The organism is Streptomyces massasporeus (assembly GCF_014648995.1).
In the GTDB taxonomy this organism is placed as follows: domain Bacteria; phylum Actinomycetota; class Actinomycetes; order Streptomycetales; family Streptomycetaceae; genus Streptomyces; species Streptomyces massasporeus.
The window spans coordinates 40,179-58,058 of sequence record NZ_BMSE01000015.1; the positions used below are offsets into that span (position 1 = coordinate 40,179).

Consider the following 17,880-nt stretch of genomic DNA (forward strand, 5'->3'; position numbering starts at 1 on the left):
GATGAAGCAGACGACCCACCCGCCGGACCACCTGTCCGCGCCCGTCCGGAACGGGGCGGCCACCGTCGCCCCGCCCCCGGCCCCCGCGCGCGCCCGGCGCCGTCCGACCTCCCCGCAGTGGGCCGCCTGGGCCTTCCTCGCCCCGGTGACCCTCTACCTGGCCCTCTTCTACGCCTATCCGCTCTACCGCAACCTCGACCTCAGCCTGCGCGACTACACCGTCCGCTCCTTCGTCCAGGGCAACGCGCCCTTCACCGGCATCGAGAACTACCGGACCGTCCTCGACGACCCGACCTTCGCCCCCGCCCTGCTCCACACCGCGCTCTTCACCGCCGTCTGCCTGGTCTTCCAGTACGCCATCGGCCTCGCCCTCGCGGTCTTCTTCAGTCGGCACTTCCGGCTGTCGGCGACCCTGCGCGCGCTGTTCCTGGTGCCGTGGCTGCTGCCGCTGATCGTGTCGGCGTCCACCTGGTCGTGGATGCTCAACAGCGACTCGGGGGTCGTCAACGCCGCCCTGCACGCCCTCGGCATCGCCCCGGTGAACTGGCTGACCTCACCGTCCTGGTCACTGACCTCGGTGATCATCGCGAACATCTGGATCGGCGTCCCCTTCAACCTGGTCGTGTTGTACAGCGGCCTGCAGTCCATCCCCGCGAGCCTGTACGAGGCCGCCGCCCTCGACGGCGCGGGCGCCTGGCAGCGCTTCTGGCGCATCACCTTCCCGCTGCTGCGCCCGGTGTCCGCGATCACTCTCTTGCTCGGCCTGATCTACACGCTCAAGGTGTTCGACATCATCTGGATCATGACCAAGGGCGGCCCGGCGGACTCGTCGACCACCTTCGCCACCTGGTCCTACCAGCTCGGCTTCGGCAATCTCCTGCCCGCCTTCGGACCCGGCGCGGCCGTCGGCAACCTGCTGGTCGTCGCCGCCCTGGTGTTCGGCCTGATCTACCTCAAGGTCCAGCGGAAGCAGGCGCTGTCATGAACCGACGCACCGGCCGCACCTGGTGGAAGACCGCCCTCGGACTGCTCCTGACGGCATTCATGCTCTTCCCGGTCTACTGGATGATCAACGTGTCCCTCACCCCCGACCGGGACATGCGCAAGAGCCCACCCGACCTCTTCCCCACCCACGGCACCCTGGACGGCTACCGCACGGTCCTCCACGAGCAGCTGCCCTATCTCGGCACCAGCCTCGTCATCGGCCTCGGAACCGTCGTCCTGACCATCGCCCTGTCCGCCCCCGCCGGCTACGCCCTGGCCAAACTGCGCCCACGCGGCGGTGGCATCCTCAACTTCGTCCTGCTGGCCGCCCAGATGATCCCCGGCATCATCATGGCGATGGGCTTCTACGCCATCTACCTCAGCCTCGGCCTGCTCCAGTCCGTCCCCGGCCTGATCGTGGCCGACTCCACGCTGGCCGTCCCCTTCGGTGTCCTCATCTTCACCGCGTTCATGTCCGGCATCCCCGGCGAGCTGCTCCAGGCCGCGAAGACCGACGGGGCGGGAGCCCTGCGGACCTTCTGGTCCGTCGTCCTGCCGATGAGCCGCAACGCCGTCGTCACGGTGTCCCTGTTCGCGTTCCTGTGGTCCTGGTCCGACTTCGTCTTCGCCGGCACCCTCGTCAACGGCGGCGCCCACGAGCCGATCACCCTCGGCATCTACCACTACATCGGCAACAACAACCAGGAGTGGAACGCCATCATGGCCACCGCCGTCGTGGCCTCGCTGCCCGCCGCGGTCATCCTCGTCCTCGCCCAGCGCTACGTCGCCGCCGGAGTGACCGCCGGGGCCGTCAAGGACTGACCCGCGACCGACCCCCTTCCCCCCTCCCGTCACCACCGAGCCGCCTGCGCGTCAGCCGGCCGGTGACCCCTGCTCGAGAAACGAGTCAGCGTCATGACCGCCGCCCGATCCGGCCCGGCCTTCTCCGTCCACGACATCCCGTTCAGCACGCACGGATCCTGGTTCGACATCTCACCCGTGGTGGCGGAGAAGACCTACGCCGAGGACCTCCACCTCGTCTCGCACCAGAACGGCATGCACGCCGTCCTGCGTCTCGTCCCGCTCGATCCGGCGACGGGCGACCGGGCCGAAGCCCGCGTCGAGACCACACCGGGCCTGCTCAGCTGGATCGGCGAGAGCGGACGCATCGACCTCTCCTACGAGTCGCCCGACACCGTGCGCCTGCGGGGGTGCGGCCTGGGCATGAGCGTCGACGCGGCCGCGCGGACCCTCACCCCGTTCAGCGGAACGTACTTCTTCCGCGACCCGGCCGCCGACGCGTACGTGTTCACCTCCTACGAGACCGGACGCCGCTACCGCGTCACCGTGCTGTCCGGCACCGTCACCGACGCCGGCACCCAGAGCCTGGGCGGCGGCCACCGCGGCCTCACCCTGACGTCGGAGGCGAACGGTCCCTGGGAGATCGCGATCGAGGAACTCGACACCGCCCGCCCGCCGTACGCGTCCCCGGCGACGTTCGACGCCATCACCGAGTCCGAGCAACGCTCGTTCGCGGAGTTCGTCGACCGGGTGGCCCCGTGGCGCTCCTCCGCCACCCCCGCCGCCGAACTCGCCGCCTACGTCGTCTGGTCGGCGACCGTACGCCCCACCGGGCTCGTCACCCGGCCCGCGGTGCTGATGTCCAAGCACTGGATGGACAAGGTCTGGAGCTGGGACCACTGCTTCAACGCCCTCGCCCTCGCACCCGGTTGCCCCGACCTGGCCCTCGACCAGTTCGCCCTGCCCTTCGACCACCAGGACGACAGCGGCGCCCTGCCCGACTCCGTCACCCACTCCGAAGTGCTCTACAACTTCGTCAAACCGCCCATCCACGGCTGGACCTCCGGCCGGCTGCGCCGCCGCCTGCCGACCTCTCCCGGCCCTGCCGAGCTCGCCGAGACCTACGGCCGGCTGGAACGCTGGACGGGCTTCTGGCTCACCGCCCGGCGAGCCCCCGACGCCGACCTGCCCCACTACCAGCACGGCAACGACAGCGGCTGGGACAACGCCACCACCTTCGACCCCGCGCGGGTCATCGAAAGCGCCGACCTGGCCGCCTTCCTCGTCCTCCAACTGCATGAACTGGCCGACCTGGCCACCGCATTGGACAAGCCGGACCAGGCACGCCGGTGGACACGGGCGGCCGAGGAGACGCAGACGGCGCTGCTCGACCGGCTCTGGGCCACCGACCGGTTCGTGGCCCGGGCCGTCGACACCGGGGACACCTGGACCAGCTCCAGCCTCCTCGACCTGATGCCCGTCGTCCTCGGCGAACACCTGCCCCCCGACGTCAGCAGCACGCTGGCCGACCACATCAAGGCCCACCTCACGCCGTACGGCCTCGCCACCGAACTGCCCACCTCACCGCACTACCTCGCCGACGGCTACTGGCGCGGCCCCATCTGGGCCCCCGCCACCGTCCTCATCGAGGACGGCCTGCGCCGCGCCGGCCACGAGCGCCTCGCGGACGACATCAGCGCCCGCTTCCGCGCCCTGTGCGAAACCCACGGCTTCGCCGAGAACTTCGACGCGCTCACCGGAACGGGCCTGCGCGACCGCGCCTACACCTGGACCGCCAGCAGCTACCTCCTCCTCGCCGAAGCACACGCCCACCGAGACGCACGCTGACCGGAGGCCGGGAACCGAGTCATCGGTGGCCGCCCCGCGGTCACCGTCTACCCGGAGCCCGGGGCACGACGTCTCTCACAGTCGGGCCGCGTGATCGGGGACGTAGGTCTGCAGGTCGCGCGGCGGGCGCTGGTAGCCGGTCGACGGGGGGCGGGCCGGCAGCTCCAGTACGGGTGGGGGCACCTCGTGGTACGGCACGGAGTCCAGCAGGTGGGCGATCATGTTCAGCCGGGCGCGGCGCTTGTCGTCGCTCTCGACGACGTACCACGGGGCCTCCGCGATGTCGGTGTGCACCATCATCTCGTCCTTCGCCCGCGAGTACGCCTCCCAGCGGCTGATCGACTCCAGGTCCATCGGCGACAGCTTCCAGTGCCGCAGCGGGTCCTCGAGACGCCGGCGGAAACGCTCCTGCTGCTCGGTGTCGCTCACCGAGAACCAGTATTTGCGCAGCAGGATGCCGTCCTCGGTCAGCATCCGCTCGAAGATCGGGCACTGGCGCAGGAAGAGCTGGTGCTCCTCCTTCGAGCAGAAGCCCATCACATGCTCGACACCGGCCCGGTTGTACCAGGACCGGTCGAACAGCACGATCTCCCCGGCGGCCGGCAGGTGCTCGACGTACCGCTGGAAGTACCACTGGGTGCGCTCGCGCTCGGTGGGCTTCGGCAGCGCCGCGATCCGCGCGACACGCGGGTTGAGGTGCTCCGCCACCCGCTTGATGGTCCCGCCCTTGCCGGCCGCGTCCCGCCCCTCGAAGACGACGACCAGCCGGGCACCCTCGGCGCGCACCCACTCCTGGAGCTTCACCAACTCCGTCTGCAGGCGCAGCAGTTCCTTCTCGTACGCCTTGCGCGGCACCTTCGCCGCCTGCTCGTTCGTCATGCCGCCTCCGCACGCCGCGGTGCCGTCGAACCTCCGTTCCTGCACCGTACTGTCCTGCCGGAGCCCGCGCACGACGTGCCGCTCCGCCGGCGGCGACAGCACAGGACCGTCGTCGGAAGGGCCCGCCCGAGTGGCCACCGCAGATCGAATCGGGGGAGGCTGGAGGGAAGGCGGCGGTCCGAGGGCCGACTGCGGTCTCCGGGCGCCGTGAGCGGCGCGCGCGGACGGACGAGGTGCGCAGCGGATGGGAGAAAGCCCATGAGGGTCGGAGTACTGACCGGCGGCGGTGACTGTCCCGGCCTCAACGCGGTGATCCGCAGTGTCGTCCGCAAGGGCGTCCAGGAATACGCGTTCGACTTCGTCGGTGTGCGGGACGGCTGGCTCGGCCTGCTCAAGAACGACGTCGTTCCGCTGGACATCTCCAGCGTCCGGGGGATCCTGCCCCGCGGTGGGACCATCCTCGGGTCCTCCCGCACGAATCCGTTCAAGCACGAGGACGGGCTGCGACGGGTACGGGACACCCTCGCCTCGCACGAGGTGGACGCGATCGTCGTGATCGGCGGCGAGGACACGCTGGGAGCGGCCACGGAGCTCAGTCGGCAGGGGATCAACCTCGTCGGTGTGCCGAAGACCATCGACAACGACGTCTCGGGCACCGACTACACCTTCGGTTTCGACACCGCCGTCGGAATCGCGACGGAGGCCATCGACCGCCTCCACACCACCGCGGAGTCACACATGCGCGCCCTCGTGGTGGAGGTGATGGGGCGGCACTCGGGGTGGATCGCGCTGCACGCCGGCGTCGCGGGCGGTGCCAACGTGATCCTCATCCCGGAGCGGCCCTTCGACATCGATCAGGTCTGTGAGCTGGTGAAACGCCGGTTCGAGATCAACTACGCGCCGATCGTCGTCGTGGCCGAAGGGGCGGTCCCCAAGGAGGGACAGCTGATGGTCAAGGACCAGTCCCTGGACGAGTTCGGCCATGTACGGCTGTCCGGCATCGGAGAGTGGCTGGCCCAGGAGATCTCGGCCCGCACCGAGAAGGACGCCCGCACCACGGTCCTCGGCCACATCCAGCGCGGCGGCACACCCAGCGCCTTCGACCGGTGGCTCGCCACCCGGTTCGGCCTGCATGCCATCGACGCGGTCAAGGAAGGCGACTTCGGCCGCATGGTCGCCCTGCGGGGTACGCGGATCGTTCGCGTCCCCCTCGCGGACGCCACCGCGCAGAACAAGGTGGTGGACCCGTCGCTGTACGACGAGTTCGAAGCCTTCTACGGCTGAGCGGTCACCTTCCGTGCGGCACGACCGCCACCGGGCAGCGGGCGTGGTGCAGCACGGCGTGGGCGACCGGCCCCAGACGGCCTTCTGCCGCCCTCGGCTCGGCGCGGCGCCCCACGACGAGCAGGTCCGCATCCCCGGAGGCGTTCAGAAGCGCTTCCGCGGGGTGGAGCAGCATGAGATCGCTGCCTACGGTCACCCCGGGATACTTCTCCTGCCACGGGCGCAGGACGTCGGACAGCCGCAGCACCTCCTGGTCCTCCCAGTCCGCCCGGTCCTCCTCGGTCACCACCAGGCTCCGTGAGGAGACGGATTCGGCGGGAAAGGCCCAGGCCTGCACCACGTGCAGCGGCGCGGCGTGAACATCGGCTGCCGAGAACGCGAAGTCGGCCACCTCACCGACCGGCCGGTGCGCGTCGAATCCCAGGACGACCGGACCGGTGCTGTGCGCTGCGCGGCTTTGCTCCGCGAAGGCGCCGGTGCGGTGCGGGACGAGCACGACGGGGCAGGGGGCCGCTACCGCCACCCGCAGAGCCACCGAGCCCACGGCCAGCCCCTCGAACCCGCCCGTTCCGCGCATGCCGGCGACGAGCAGCCCCGCATCACCTGCCGCGGCCACGAGAGCCCCGGCCGGGGCGTCGTCGGACTGCACGCTATCCACCCGGAGGTCCGGGTGACGGTCGGCGAGGCTGGCGACCGTCCGCTGGAGCGACTGGGCGCCGATGTCGCGCAGCCGGTGCAGGGCCGGACCCGGAACGAGGGCTCCGGGGAGCTGCGGAGACGCGTGCAGCAGCCGCAGCGGAACGCCGCGCCGCGCCGCCTCCCGTGCCGCCAGATCGGCCGCCGCCGCGGCACGCTCGGACCCGTCGATACCCACCAGCACAGGGAGCCGCATCCCGGCCTCCTCACTCCGCCCGCACCCTCGCGGGCTCCCGGCCCATGCCCCTCTCCACTGTTCCACGACGGGACGGCTACGGCGCCCGGACCGGGTACGGGGCGACATCGGCGGCCGGTCCCCCGCACGGCAGGGCACCGGTGCCCGGAGCGCCCTTTCCTAGGCCTAGGTCGGCGGAAGGCCGGTATGGAGCCGTTCGGCGGGCACTCGCTCGACGCGCGTCCAGCCCCTCCAGCCCCGCTCCTCCAGGATCGCCACCAGCCGCTCGGCAGCCGGTGAGGACTGGACCATGGTCGAGTCCAGCAGGTCGACGAACTGGTCGTCGAGCCCGAGGGCACCCACCTCACCCGCCTCCACGGCGCGCATCATCAGGCGCTCCACGATGTCGGCGACCTCGACGACCCGCGGATCGTCGGCCGGCCAGTCCAGCGCGCCTCTGAAGAAGCTGTAGAGCTTCACCATGTCGGGGTCGTCCAGTTGCTCGTGCTTCTTGGCGATCACGAAGTCGATCAGGTGCGGCACCTGAGCGGCGATCATGATCCAGGCGTCCCGCTCCATCTCGATGTACCGCTCCACGACACCGAGACCGCGCAGCCGGTCGAGGTAGCCCACGACGCTCCCCGGGAGCGCCAGGTGCTCCCCGGCGGCGAGCCGGGCGAGCCGTTTGCGGGTGCCCTGCAGCCGCCGGATCTCGGCGCGCAGGTTCGTGTCGATGGTTCGGACGCCCTCGGCGAACTCCTCCGGGCCGGCGTCGAGGAGCTCCTGCACCCGGGCCAGCGGCACGCCGGCATCTGCCAGGGTGCGGATCCGGATGAGCCGCACGACCGCTGCGGCGTCGTAGCTCCGGTACCCGGACCGGTCGCGTTCGGGCTCCGGCAGCAGCCCGACTTGGTGGTAGTGGCGCACCGCCCGCACGGTCACCCCGGCGTACGCCGCCAGCTGGCTGATGGTGAGCATGGGTCTCAGACTGCCTCAGGCGATCTTCCGGCGGTAGGCGGCCATCGCGAAGACGTACGCCGCGACGAGGATGCCGACGCACCACGCGAGGGCGGTCCAGACTTCGCCGCCGACCGGCTGCTGGGCGAGCAGGCGGCGGATCGTGTCCACGATGGACGTCACGGGCTGGTGCTCGGCGAAGGCGCGCACCGGGCCGGGCATGGTCCGCGTGGGCACGAACGCCGAGCTGATGAACGGCAGGAAGATCAGTGGGTAGGCGAACGCCCCCGCGCCCTCGACCGATGCCGCGGAGAGTCCGGGGATCACGGCGATCCAGGTCAGGGCCAGGGTGAACAGGAACAGGATGCCGGAGATCGCCATCCATGCCGGCACTCCTGCCCCCGAGCGGAAGCCCATGAGCAGGGCGACACCCACGACGATCGCGAGTGAGAGCAGGTTGGCGACCATCGACGTGAGGACGTGTGCCCAGAGCACGCCCGACCGTGCGATCGGCATGGACTGGAACCGCTCGAAGATCCCGCTCTTCATGTCGACGAAGAGCCGGTACGCGGTGTAGGAGATGCCCGACGCGACGGTGATGAGCAGGATGCCGGGCAGCATGTAGTTCACGTACGAAGTCGTCCCGGTGTCGATCGCGCCGCCGAACACGAAGACGAACATCAGCATCATGGCGACCGGCGTGATGACGGTCGTGATGATGGTGTCCATGCTGCGCGTGACATGGCGCAGGGACCGTCCCGTGAGCACCACGGTGTCGCCGAAGAAGTACGGGGTCATCCTCGTTCCCTACGTGTTCGTGATGGTGGCGGTTTCGTCGTCGCCGCCGATGACCGCGAGGAAGATCTCCTCCAGGGTCGGCTGCTTCTCGACGTACTCCACCGTGGCGGGCGGGAGGAGTTGCCTGAGTTCGGACAGGGAGCCGTTCGCGATGATCCGCCCCTGGTGGAGGATCGCGATCCGGTCGGCGAGCTGCTCGGCCTCGTCGAGGTACTGCGTGGTGAGCAGGACCGTCGCGCCGTGCCCGGCAAGCTCCTTGACCGTCTGCCACACCTCGATGCGCCCCTCGGGGTCGAGACCGGTCGTCGGCTCGTCCAGGAAGATCACCGGGGGGTTCCCGACGAGGCTCATCGCGATGTCCAGACGACGGCGCATTCCACCCGAATACGTGGACACTTTCCGCCCGCCCGCGTCGGTCAGGGAGAAGCGGTCGAGCAGGTCGTCCGCGATCGAGCCCGGGTCGTCGAGGTGGAGCAGCCTGGCGATGAGAACAAGGTTCTCGCGGCCGCTGAGGATGTCGTCGACGGCCGAGAACTGTCCCGTGAGGCTGAAGGACTCCCGCACCCTCGCCGGCTGAGTGGCGACATCGAAGCCGTTGACGACGGCCGTTCCCGCGTCGGGTTTCAGGAGCGTGGCGAGGATTCTCACGCTCGTGGTCTTGCCCGACCCGTTGGAGCCGAGCAGGGCGAAGACGGTGCCCGGCGCCACGTCGAAGTCCACGCCGCGCAGCACCTTGAGCGTCCCGTACGACTTCTCCAGACCCTGCACGCGAATCGCCGGAACGGCGGTCGATCGGGCCGTCATGGCCCCTCCCTCCTCGGCGGAGCCTTTCCCGCGGACTGCGTGGAGGCTCCTGCAAGAAGGATCGAGGGTTGCCCCGGCGTCAAGGTCAAGCTGAGCCCTGACCAGCGCATACAGATCGCGGGTGCGGGGTGTCCCGTGAAGCGATGCCGGCGGGCGCCGGGATCCAGCGGTGGTTCAGGATCCGGCCCGGATCACCGTACGGCCTGATTGTTTTTCGCCTTCGCCGCTTCGAAATAGTCGCCGCCTTTGCGTTTGACGTCGTCCGTGCCCCAGGCCTGTTCGCCTGCGGTGGCTGTGGGCTCTCTGTCTTCGCTCCGGGGCCGCAGCGGCATTTTGACCAGCCTTGGTATGTGCTTCGAGCAGTGGATGTACGCCTCCTCGACCTCGACCTCGACCCACATCTGGGGACGGCGCCCCGGCAACGGATCGAAGGGCAGGGCGGGATGGTCACGGCGCATGGTCTCGTCGGGGATCAGGCGGGCCCGGCCATTGATGTGCAAACCGATGCGATCCACGGAGAAGTCGATGAGCAGGAGGCCGACGTGCGGGTTCTCGCGGATGTTGCCGAGCGACGCCATGACGCCGTTTCCCCGGTATTCCGGGTATGCGAGGGTCGCGTCGTCGAGAACGTGCAGGAAACCGGGTGGGCCGGCCCGGAAGGTGCTGTCGCATTCACCGCGGCTGTCCGACGTGGCGAGGAAGAACATCTCCTGCCGGGCCACGAACTCCTTCATCCTGGGGTTGAGCCGGTCCAGCACCTGCTCGTCGTAGAAGCGATCAGCGCGGCCGGTGGTGGCCAACTCGTGCTGGATCTCGTGTTCTCCGTGGCTTCCGGGCCGGTCTGCCCGCTCGTCCTGGTGCAACGGTCCTCCTGACAGGCGAGCCAACGCCTGCATCCGAGCCCTGCTCCGGTGGTCCTACCGGCGCAGGTGACTCTGCCGATCCCCTCGGAGGCCGAATAGCGGTGATCGGCCACGCACATGAGGGTAGAGCAGACCGTTCGGACGTTCCGGCGGGGGAGGGGAAGTAGGGCGGTCAGATGCCGGAGCCGCCGAGCCGATGGCCCTTCGCGGAGAATTCGGGGATCTGTGTGAAGAATGGATGGAACCGTTGTCTTCCGGGAGGACTTCCGATGCGCAGCGTGACCTATTCGATGAACGTTTCCCTTGACGGCTACATCGTCGGGCCGGACGGAGGCTTCGACTGGACGGGGCCGGACGAGGATGTTTTCCGCTTCTGGATCGAAGATATCCGACAGGTCGACGTCCATCTGCTGGGACGGCGGCTGTACGAGACGATGCTGTACTGGGAGACCGCCGATCAGGATGCTTCGCTCGACGATGCGCAGCTCGAATGGGCCTCCCTCTGGAATCCGCTCCCGAAGGTGGTGTTCTCCAAGACGCTGACGTCGGTGCAGGGCAATGCCCGCCTGGTCTCCGGCGGTCTGGAGGAGGAGATCGAGCGGTTGCGCTCCGAGCCGGGGGAGGGGGAGATCGCCCTCGGCGGCGCGACCCTCGCCGCCCAGGCCGCTGCATCCGGTCTGATCGACGAGTACCGGGCCATGGTCTACCCGGTGCTGGTCGGCGGTGGCATCCCGTTCTTCCCGCGGGACGAGCGCCGGGTGGATCTCGAGCTCGTCGAGACGCGCACCTTCAGCTCCGGGGTCGTCCATCTCCGCCACCGCGTGGCGCGCTAGGTGAAGTGGTGTGACTCCTCGCGGAGTCGCATGGAACCGGGAAGCTTACGGGTGTCTTACGCGCCCTGGACGACGCCTTCCTCGCGCCGAAGCGTCTCCTACGGTGACCCGATGACACCCCTTCCCGCGCTGCGCGCCACGGCACTGGTGACCCTCGCCCCTCTGCTGCTGGCCGCGGCAGGCATCATGCATCCAGCGCATCTGACCGCTGCCACCGCGGGCCACTGGATCGCGCTGCACATCGCCCTGTTGCCCGTCTTTCCGTTCCTCGTGCTCGGCTTGGTCCTGCCCCTGAGGGGGAGGTCGTTTCGCGGTATCGATGGAGTTCTGGCACTGCTCGCCTGGGCCGGCTCGCTTTGTTACTCCGCGTACTACGCCGGGCTCGACGCCGTGGCCGGGATCTCGGCCGGCGTCGTGGTCGACCACGGAGTCCACGGGGCGGCCGGGCGGCTGTTCGCGACCGGTGACGAACTGGGCCGGGCGGGTGCCTACGGGCTGACTCTGGCCGTACTCGCCACGAGCACGCTGCTCTGGCGCCGGCACGGCGCGCGGGTGCTGCCGGGTGCCGTGGTTCTCCTGGCCGCCTGCTGGTCGTTCCGGGACAGCCACATCTTCTGGCCCCGAGGAGTCCTCACCATGCTCGGTTTCGCCCTGGGCTCCGCTCTTCTGGCCGTGGCCTCCTCGGCCTCGGAGGCCGACAGGACGGCGACGGAGGTGGAGATGCCTGCGAACCCGTGATGCCCGGACGGGCGGCCCGGCGGCCACCTGAGCCCGGTGGCACTCGCCACCGGGCTCAGACCGGCGTGGTACTGCGGCGTTGGCTTCACCCGGTCCTCAGGCGGAAGCTCTGCGCGGCCGAGGTGCCGCAGGGCCGCTGCACCAGCGAAACGCCGTTCGTCGCGCTGCCGTCGGTGCTCAGGCACTTGCCGCTGTGGCGGGCGACGAAGTGGTAGCCGCCGTCCGCCTCCCGCACCGGGCGCCACTGCTGGTTCCCGCCCCCGGCGTAGGACCACAGTTGCAGGGGTGCGTTGTCGTCCACGGAGACGCCGGTGACATCGATGACCTGTTGTGGGTTGCCGCGCGCTGCGATACGGCTGTATCCGCCGTCGGTGGAACGGAACTGGAACTGCTGGGCGAGGGTGCCGTTGCAGGCGTACTGCTGGATCGCCGTGCCGTTGGCCGTGGCCGCTGCTCGGGCGTCGACGCAAGTGCCGCCGGCCGCGCTGGTCAGTGAGTACCAGGCGGTCTCGGAGATCGGGTCGCCGGGTGCGGGGCCGTTCCCGGCACCACCGAGCCACTTGAGGCCGTCGATGAGGAAGCGGTTCTGCGTGGCGCTTGCGAACGTCGAGGAGAGCCGCGTGTGGGTGTCATAGTTCATGGCGTTGTGCCCGAAGTTCGCGTACAGCATCCTGTACTGGGTGTTGGTCCACAGGATCGGGTAGTAGCCGCTGTACCAGGACTGGTTCGGGTCGGTGCCGAGAGGGAAGCTCGACGGGTCGACCGACGCCAGGATCCTGATGTTCGGGTTGCTCCGCAGATCGTTGGACCAGCTGTACCACTCACTGACCGACGAGGTGAACGTCGCGGGCAGTCCGGTGGCGGCGGGGTGGGTCCGGTCCTCGGTGCGCAGTACCGCTGACGTCGGACCCCAGGTGTTGGAACGGAAGTTGCCGCTGCCGAGGAAGGAGTTGTAGTACCAGGGCCAGGAGCCGGCGTCGGTGGTGAACGCCGCGACGTGGAAGCCCATCCAGCCTCCGCCGGCCCTGACGTACCGTTCGAATCCGGTCCGCTGCGCCGCGGTCTCGGGCGCGTCGTCCAGGAAGAGGACGACCTGGTAGTCGTTCACCCCGCCGTTCGCGAGCAGGTTCCAGTCTGTGGTCGCCGTGTAGGTGAAGTTGTTCTGCGCCGCCGTCCGCGGGAACCACTCGTTGGCTTCCTTGACGAAGTCGATGTGCGCGGCGTCCCAGGTGCCGCTGTAGAAGGCGATGACCTTGAAGTCGGGCGCCTGCGCGGCGGCGGGTGAGCTGGGCCCGGCGTGGGCCGGGGCGGTCAGCCCCAGCACCAGCGCCAGCAGGAGCAGCAGCCGTGCGGCGAGCCGGGTCACGGGTGGCTCACCAGGCTCGCCACGTTGGTCGAGGAGTTCGACGGGCCGCCGCGGTCGTTGATGACGTGCCGGATGGTCCCGGTGCCGCCGAGCGAGACGGTGACCATGTTCCGGAAGCGCACATTGGGGTTGTCGGGCACCTCGAAGGCGTGCTCGGCGGTGACGGACTGGTTGACGTTGAAGAAGCAGTAGCTGCCCAGTCCGTAGGCCTGGTGGCTGGTGACCGAGTTCGCGACCTTGTAGGCGGCGTAGCCCTGGGTGGAGCCGTTCATCCAGGCGGCCTGGTTGGGCGGGTCGTAGGGCATCTCGTTCTGGTAGAAGTACGTCCGCCCGCCGTTGCCGTTCCAGACGGTCTGGTGCTTCTGGTAGTGCTCGACGAACAGGCCGTACATGGTCACGTCGTCGCCGTTGACGACGAGTCCGGTGTCGGCGGTGTTGGTGTTCCAGCCGATCCCGGTGCCGTGGTCGCCGCGCCAGATCCACATGTGGTCGCCGATGACGTCGTCGCTGTTGACGACCAGGCTGGTCGTCGCCTTGCCGACGGCGGCACCGCCGACGCGGAAGTACACGTCGTGCAGGGAGGTCGGGTCCGCCGCGTGGTCCGCGGCGGAACCGGCCGGGCCTACCTCCATCAGCGTCTGCGAGTTGGTGGTGCCGGCGTCGAAGAGGACACCCGCGACCTTGACCCCGTCGACGTCGGCGACGGTCATGGCGGTGACGCCGTTGTCCGGGATGAACGTGGCGAGCCCGAGACCGAGGACGACGGTGTCCGGGCGGGTCACCCGCAGGGTCTGGTTCAAGTGGTAGACGCCGGGGGTCACCAGGAGGTTCTTGCCCTCGGCCAGGGCGGCGTTGATCTGCGCCGCGGTCGCGCCCGGCTTGACCACGAAGAACTGGTCGATGCCGAGCGAGGAGCCGGCGGCGTTGCCGCCCGCCCAGGTGGTGGCGGAGGAGTCGGACCGCAGTGACGGCACGAACACCTTGTAGGCCCCGGCCCCGTCGACGTAGAGGAACGGCTTCTCCCGGACGGTGGGGGTCTGGTTCACCGTCGTGTAGGGCGGGTTGGGGAAGGTGTTGCCCGGTACGCCCTGGCTGCCGACGAACACCATGTTCCAGTTGGAGCCGGTCCAGCTGCCGAGCTGTGAGTTGCGGGTGAGCCACTGCTGCTGGGTGCCGGAGCGCACCTGGCCGTCGATCTTGCTGTCGGCCATGAACCCGCCGCTGGACCAGCCGCCGTCGCTGAGTTCGAGGTTGCCGCGGACATGCATGCGGCGGTACCCGGACGCCTGGGAGACGGCCCACCGGTCGGTGCCGCCGGTCGGGTTCACCGACAGGTTCTCCGCCCCGCGCCAGAAGTTCTGGGTGGCGTTCTGTGGCGGGAACCAGTCGGCCTCGACGTGTACGGCGCCGTTGATGGTGACCGAGTCGGGCGACTGGCCCAGGCCCAGGACCTGGGTGTAGAAGCCGACGTTCACGTCGTTGCTGTAGGTACCGGGCTTGAACATCACCGCGTAGCGCTGGGAGCCGAATTGATTCGTCTCCTGCTGCTGGAAGACGGAGTTCAACCGGCTCTGGATCGTGGAGGACGGCATCGACGGGTCGAAGACGACCACGTTGGGACCGAGGTCGACATCACCGGGCGCGGTGCTCACCGGCGCGACCTGGAAGCGCTGCGCCGCCGTGCCGTTGCAGGTGTACTGAACGAGCTGGACGCTGTCGGCCGTGGCGGCGGCCGGTACGTCGAGGCACTTTCCGCTGTTGCGGTTGACGAAGTGGTAGGCGCCGCCGCCCTCGTCGACCGCCCGCCACTGCTGGTTGCCGCCACCGCCGTACGTCCACAGGTGCACCGCCGCGTTGTCGGCGGTGGACACGTCGCTCACGTCCACGACCTGCTGGGCGTCGTTGCGGTTGTTGATGCGTACGTAGCCGTCGCTGGTGGGGGTGAAGCTCCACTGCTGGGCGGTGCTGTTGTTGCAGCCGTACTGCTGCACCGCGGTGCCGTTGACGGTCGCGGCGGCCCGGGCGTCCAGGCACTTGGCGCTGCCGTTGTTCACCACCGTGGACCAGCCGGTGGGCAGGGCCGCCGCGACCGAGGGGGCGGCCTGGGCGGCCTGGGCGGGCTGGAGGCCGGTGAGGATCGAGGCGGTGGTGGCAGCGGCCGCGAGGAGCGCGGTCCAGCGTCCGGCGATGGGTGGTCGGGGGAGTCGGAGCACGTCTTCTCCTGTGCCGACGAAGCGGCGTGAGTGGGGGGCGGGGAGGGGGTGGGGCGGTCGCTGCGGCGTGTCAGCCGCCGTACTGGGCGAGGACCCGGGTGAAGTCCCACGGCTGCTGGGCGACGCCCGAGCAGGTGTCGGCTCCGCCGCCCGTGCACGGCCGGTCGCGGTTCACCGACCAGAACGTCAGCCGCGCCAGGTGACGCTGCTGGGCGTAAGCGAGGATGGTGCGGAAGTCGGCGACCGTGACGGTCTCGCCGTTGTCGGTGATGCCGTTCATCGAGGAGATGCCGGTGTGCCGGTATGCCTGGTCGTCGGTGTAGCCGTAGGCGTTCTTGACCGCGGTCTTGAGTCCTTCGGCGGCACGGACGCTGAGCTGCCCCATGTTCTGGCCGGCGCCGCCGAAGTTGAACGGCATGATCGTCCAGCTGTCGACGGTGAGACCGGAGGCGGCGGCCTTGCCGATCAGACTGCTGTCCGGGCCGTTCTGGCCGGTGCCGAAGGTGATGTACACCTTGATGCCGGGGTTGGCGGCCTTGACGGTCTTCAGCGCGTCGACCGTGCGCTGCTGCACCGCCGGGCTGTCGTACGCGGCCGCTTCGAGGTCGACGTCGATGGCCTTGAGGCCGTAGGCGTTGATCACTTTCTGGTACGCGGCGGCCAGTTCACCCGCGCTCGCGCACGAACTCTCCAGCTTGTTGCCGCTCCAGCCGCCGAAGGACGGGATGACGTCGCCGCCGGCCGCCCGCACCGTGTTGATCGTCTGCTGGTCCACGCCTCCCGTCAGAGGCCGGTTGCCGTCCCACTGAGGGGTGCAGTAGCCGTTGCTGAGCACGAAGGCCAGCGTGAACCACTTGACGCCGGTCGCGTTCATCACGGTGGTGGGGTTCGGCGGACTGCCCCAGCCGTTGTAGAGATAGGGGGCGACGGCCATCGCGCCGGGTGAGGGAACCGGCGTGCCGCCGTCCGGCGCGGTCCACTTCTGGTTGCCCGCTCCCGTGCACGTCCAGATCTGCAGCCGCGTTCCGTTGGCGGAGCTGTTGCCGCTCGCGTCCAGGCACTTGTCGGCCTGCGGGTTGACGATGTCCCGCGCGGACGTGACGGACCACTGCTGGGCGGCACTGCCGTTGCAGTCCCAGAGCCGCACCCGCGTGCCGTCGGCCGTCCCGCCGGAGGCCACGTCGAGGCACTTGCCGAGCGCGCGGACGGTGCCGTCGCTGCCCACGGTCCACTGCTGGGCGGCACTGCCGTTGCAGTCGTAGAGCTGTACGGCGGTGCCATTGGCCGTGGCGGCGCCCGCGACGTTCACGCACTTTCCGCCGGTCCCGGTGATCTGTCCCGTGGCCGCCGCGGCGCCGCTCGCGGGAACCCCGCTGAGACCTACGAGGAGAGCCGCGGCCGCGGCGGTACCCAGCACGTGGCGTCCGGTGCGGGCGGCCACAAGGTTTTCGATCATGAAGTCACGTCCATTCTGGCCATGCGCATGTCATGCGAAGTGCTTCATGTGCGCTCGAGGCGTGTCGGCGCCAGGTGGGGGGAGGGGCGTGGGGCTTATCTCAGTTCATGATTTAAGAAGTGACGCAAGCAACTGTCAAGGCTTTGGTACAGGCCAATCCGGGGGACGGCTAGGTGCGCGGTGAGGCGTCCAGGAACCGGTGGAGGGAGCTCGTCATGCTGGTGACGAAGGCGTCGCGGGTCGGGGCATCGACACGGTCCAGGGACAGGTAGGGGTTGAGGTCCTCCAACTCGACCAGGAGGAGGTCGCCCTCTCGGGTGCGGCAGGCGTCCACGCGCTGGATGCCGTGATCGAGGGTGTTCCAGTCGATGAAGCGGCGGGCGAAGCCGAGGTCGGCTTCCGTGGGCAGATAGGGCTCGAGGACCCAGCGTCGCTCGGGATCGGGGGCGTGGAGGGCGTACTGGAAGGCGTCGTCGACGTAGTAGAACGACACCTCGTAGCGGAAGTCGATGCGGGGCTGGACCAGCACGTCACCGTAGGCGAGGCCGTCCAGCCGGTCACGGGGGACGAAGGTGAGGCCGATGGAGTCCGCCCCCGCCTTCGGCTTGACCGCGTACTGCTCGGCCCGGGGGAGCAGGGCCAGATCCTGCTGTCGGTCGACGGTGGGGATGACCGGGTGTCCGGCTGCCGTCAGATCCAGCAGGTACCGCTTGCCGGCCATGTCGGCCCGGCCCGACAACGGGTTGTAGACCCGGGTGCCGCGAACCGCGGCCTGGTTCCGGAAGGCGTCGTACTCCCTCTGGTAGTGGAGCACCGGGCCGCTGTTGCGGACCACGACCGCGTCGAAGGAGTCCATCAGGGCGGCGGCATCCAGCGGGTGGCACAGAGCGAGGTCGAAATCGTTCCGCAGCCGCGACGACAGGAAGACGTCCTCGTCGCCATAGCGTCGCCCCCGGGCCGGGTAGGCGAGATCGGTCACGAACAGAACGCTGGGGCGGCCGGGCACGGGACATCTCCTGGGTCGGTGGCCCCCAATCTACCGACGCCGGGCACTGCCCCGCGCCGGGGTTCGTCCCCTCGATGACCGGCCCGGCGACGTGCGGGGCGGCCATGCGCATGCCCCGCGCCCACCGGGACCCGCCCGCGTCGCGCCGCAGGCGGGTGAAGCCTGAGCCACCGTCAGCT

At 69.5% G+C, this 17,880-nt stretch carries 16 protein-coding genes; 6 read left to right on the top strand and 10 right to left on the bottom strand.

Annotated features, from left to right (window positions below; translation table 11 throughout):
* Position 1: 1 nt before the first annotated feature.
* The 3 genes from IE153_RS28250 to IE153_RS28260 all read left to right on the top strand — a co-directional run bounded on the left by IE153_RS28250 (position 2) and on the right by IE153_RS28260 (position 3,633).
* Positions 2 to 985, top strand: coding sequence for a carbohydrate ABC transporter permease (locus tag IE153_RS28250; RefSeq protein WP_189592620.1), 984 nt, complete (start codon positions 2 to 4; stop codon positions 983 to 985).
* A complete protein-coding gene (locus tag IE153_RS28255) occupies positions 982 to 1,806 on the top strand; it encodes a carbohydrate ABC transporter permease (protein WP_189592621.1) in 825 nt (274 codons plus the stop codon). The genes IE153_RS28250 and IE153_RS28255 overlap by 4 nt, the downstream gene beginning before the upstream one ends.
* Positions 1,807 to 1,899: 93 nt before the next feature.
* A complete protein-coding gene (locus tag IE153_RS28260) occupies positions 1,900 to 3,633 on the top strand; it encodes an amylo-alpha-1,6-glucosidase (protein WP_189592622.1) in 1,734 nt (577 codons plus the stop codon).
* A gap of 75 nt (positions 3,634 to 3,708) precedes the next feature.
* Here the strand turns inward: IE153_RS28260 and ppk2 are convergent, their stop codons facing one another.
* Positions 3,709 to 4,512, bottom strand: a complete 804-nt coding sequence (gene ppk2, locus IE153_RS28265; RefSeq protein ID WP_189592623.1) for a polyphosphate kinase 2 — start codon at positions 4,510 to 4,512, stop codon at positions 3,709 to 3,711.
* Positions 4,513 to 4,770: 258 nt separating this feature from the next.
* On the opposite strand from ppk2, the gene IE153_RS28270 reads away from it, so the two are divergent.
* Positions 4,771 to 5,796 carry a 6-phosphofructokinase gene (locus IE153_RS28270; RefSeq protein ID WP_189592624.1) on the top strand — a complete coding sequence of 342 codons (1,026 nt, stop codon included), beginning with the start codon at positions 4,771 to 4,773 and terminating at the stop codon, positions 5,794 to 5,796.
* A 4-nt stretch (positions 5,797 to 5,800) separates the two neighbouring features.
* On the opposite strand, the gene IE153_RS28275 is transcribed toward IE153_RS28270, so the two are convergent.
* The 5 genes from IE153_RS28275 to IE153_RS28295 form a co-directional block, all read right to left on the bottom strand.
* Positions 5,801 to 6,688 (bottom strand): universal stress protein, encoded by an 888-nt coding sequence (locus IE153_RS28275; protein ID WP_189592625.1) that lies wholly within the window; start codon positions 6,686 to 6,688, stop codon positions 5,801 to 5,803.
* A gap of 165 nt (positions 6,689 to 6,853) precedes the next feature.
* Positions 6,854 to 7,645, bottom strand: coding sequence for a MerR family transcriptional regulator (locus IE153_RS28280; protein ID WP_189592626.1), 792 nt, complete (start codon positions 7,643 to 7,645; stop codon positions 6,854 to 6,856).
* Positions 7,646 to 7,660: 15 nt separating this feature from the next.
* Positions 7,661 to 8,422: an ABC transporter permease gene (locus IE153_RS28285; RefSeq protein ID WP_189592627.1), complete on the bottom strand. Its 762-nt coding sequence runs from the start codon at positions 8,420 to 8,422 to the stop codon at positions 7,661 to 7,663.
* Positions 8,423 to 8,431: 9 nt separating this feature from the next.
* A complete protein-coding gene (locus tag IE153_RS28290; RefSeq protein ID WP_189592628.1) occupies positions 8,432 to 9,226 on the bottom strand; it encodes an ABC transporter ATP-binding protein in 795 nt (264 codons plus the stop codon).
* 191 nt (positions 9,227 to 9,417) lie between these two features.
* On the bottom strand, positions 9,418 to 10,089 hold the full coding sequence (locus IE153_RS28295; RefSeq protein WP_229829212.1) for a pyridoxamine 5'-phosphate oxidase family protein: 672 nt from the start codon (positions 10,087 to 10,089) through the stop codon (positions 9,418 to 9,420).
* 269 nt (positions 10,090 to 10,358) lie between these two features.
* Here IE153_RS28295 and IE153_RS28300 point away from each other — a divergent pair, with 269 nt between their 5' ends.
* Positions 10,359 to 10,922: a dihydrofolate reductase family protein gene (locus tag IE153_RS28300; RefSeq protein ID WP_189592630.1), complete on the top strand. Its 564-nt coding sequence runs from the start codon at positions 10,359 to 10,361 to the stop codon at positions 10,920 to 10,922.
* Between the two features lie 111 nt (positions 10,923 to 11,033).
* Complete coding sequence (locus tag IE153_RS28305; RefSeq protein ID WP_189592631.1) at positions 11,034 to 11,660, top strand: hypothetical protein; 627 nt, start codon at positions 11,034 to 11,036, stop codon at positions 11,658 to 11,660.
* Between the two features lie 85 nt (positions 11,661 to 11,745).
* Here the strand turns inward: IE153_RS28305 and IE153_RS28310 are convergent, their stop codons facing one another.
* The 4 genes from IE153_RS28310 to IE153_RS28325 all read right to left on the bottom strand — a co-directional run bounded on the left by IE153_RS28310 (position 11,746) and on the right by IE153_RS28325 (position 17,701).
* Complete coding sequence (locus IE153_RS28310) at positions 11,746 to 13,026, bottom strand: ThuA domain-containing protein (RefSeq protein ID WP_189592632.1); 1,281 nt, start codon at positions 13,024 to 13,026, stop codon at positions 11,746 to 11,748.
* Positions 13,023 to 15,239: an RICIN domain-containing protein gene (locus IE153_RS28315; RefSeq protein WP_229829213.1), complete on the bottom strand. Its 2,217-nt coding sequence runs from the start codon at positions 15,237 to 15,239 to the stop codon at positions 13,023 to 13,025. The genes IE153_RS28310 and IE153_RS28315 overlap by 4 nt, the downstream gene beginning before the upstream one ends.
* A gap of 70 nt (positions 15,240 to 15,309) precedes the next feature.
* A complete protein-coding gene (locus IE153_RS28320) occupies positions 15,310 to 16,695 on the bottom strand; it encodes a chitinase (protein WP_189592633.1) in 1,386 nt (461 codons plus the stop codon).
* 169 nt (positions 16,696 to 16,864) lie between these two features.
* Positions 16,865 to 17,701: an ATP-grasp domain-containing protein gene (locus IE153_RS28325; protein ID WP_189592634.1), complete on the bottom strand. Its 837-nt coding sequence runs from the start codon at positions 17,699 to 17,701 to the stop codon at positions 16,865 to 16,867.
* Positions 17,702 to 17,880: the final 179 nt, after the last annotated feature.

Coding starts and splice junctions, on each gene's coding strand:
- IE153_RS28255 (WP_189592621.1), top strand. CDS start 982: ATGAACCGACGCACCGGCCGCACCTGGTGGAAGACCGCCCTCGGACTG.
- IE153_RS28260 (WP_189592622.1), top strand. CDS start 1,900: ATGACCGCCGCCCGATCCGGCCCGGCCTTCTCCGTCCACGACATCCCG.
- IE153_RS28300 (WP_189592630.1), top strand. CDS start 10,359: ATGCGCAGCGTGACCTATTCGATGAACGTTTCCCTTGACGGCTACATC.
- IE153_RS28320 (WP_189592633.1), bottom strand. CDS start 16,695: ATGATCGAAAACCTTGTGGCCGCCCGCACCGGACGCCACGTGCTGGGT.
- IE153_RS28305 (WP_189592631.1), top strand. CDS start 11,034: ATGACACCCCTTCCCGCGCTGCGCGCCACGGCACTGGTGACCCTCGCC.
- IE153_RS28275 (WP_189592625.1), bottom strand. CDS start 6,688: ATGCGGCTCCCTGTGCTGGTGGGTATCGACGGGTCCGAGCGTGCCGCG.
- IE153_RS28280 (WP_189592626.1), bottom strand. CDS start 7,645: ATGCTCACCATCAGCCAGCTGGCGGCGTACGCCGGGGTGACCGTGCGG.
- IE153_RS28285 (WP_189592627.1), bottom strand. CDS start 8,422: ATGACCCCGTACTTCTTCGGCGACACCGTGGTGCTCACGGGACGGTCC.
- IE153_RS28290 (WP_189592628.1), bottom strand. CDS start 9,226: ATGACGGCCCGATCGACCGCCGTTCCGGCGATTCGCGTGCAGGGTCTG.
- IE153_RS28270 (WP_189592624.1), top strand. CDS start 4,771: ATGAGGGTCGGAGTACTGACCGGCGGCGGTGACTGTCCCGGCCTCAAC.
- ppk2 (WP_189592623.1), bottom strand. CDS start 4,512: ATGACGAACGAGCAGGCGGCGAAGGTGCCGCGCAAGGCGTACGAGAAG.
- IE153_RS28250 (WP_189592620.1), top strand. CDS start 2: ATGAAGCAGACGACCCACCCGCCGGACCACCTGTCCGCGCCCGTCCGG.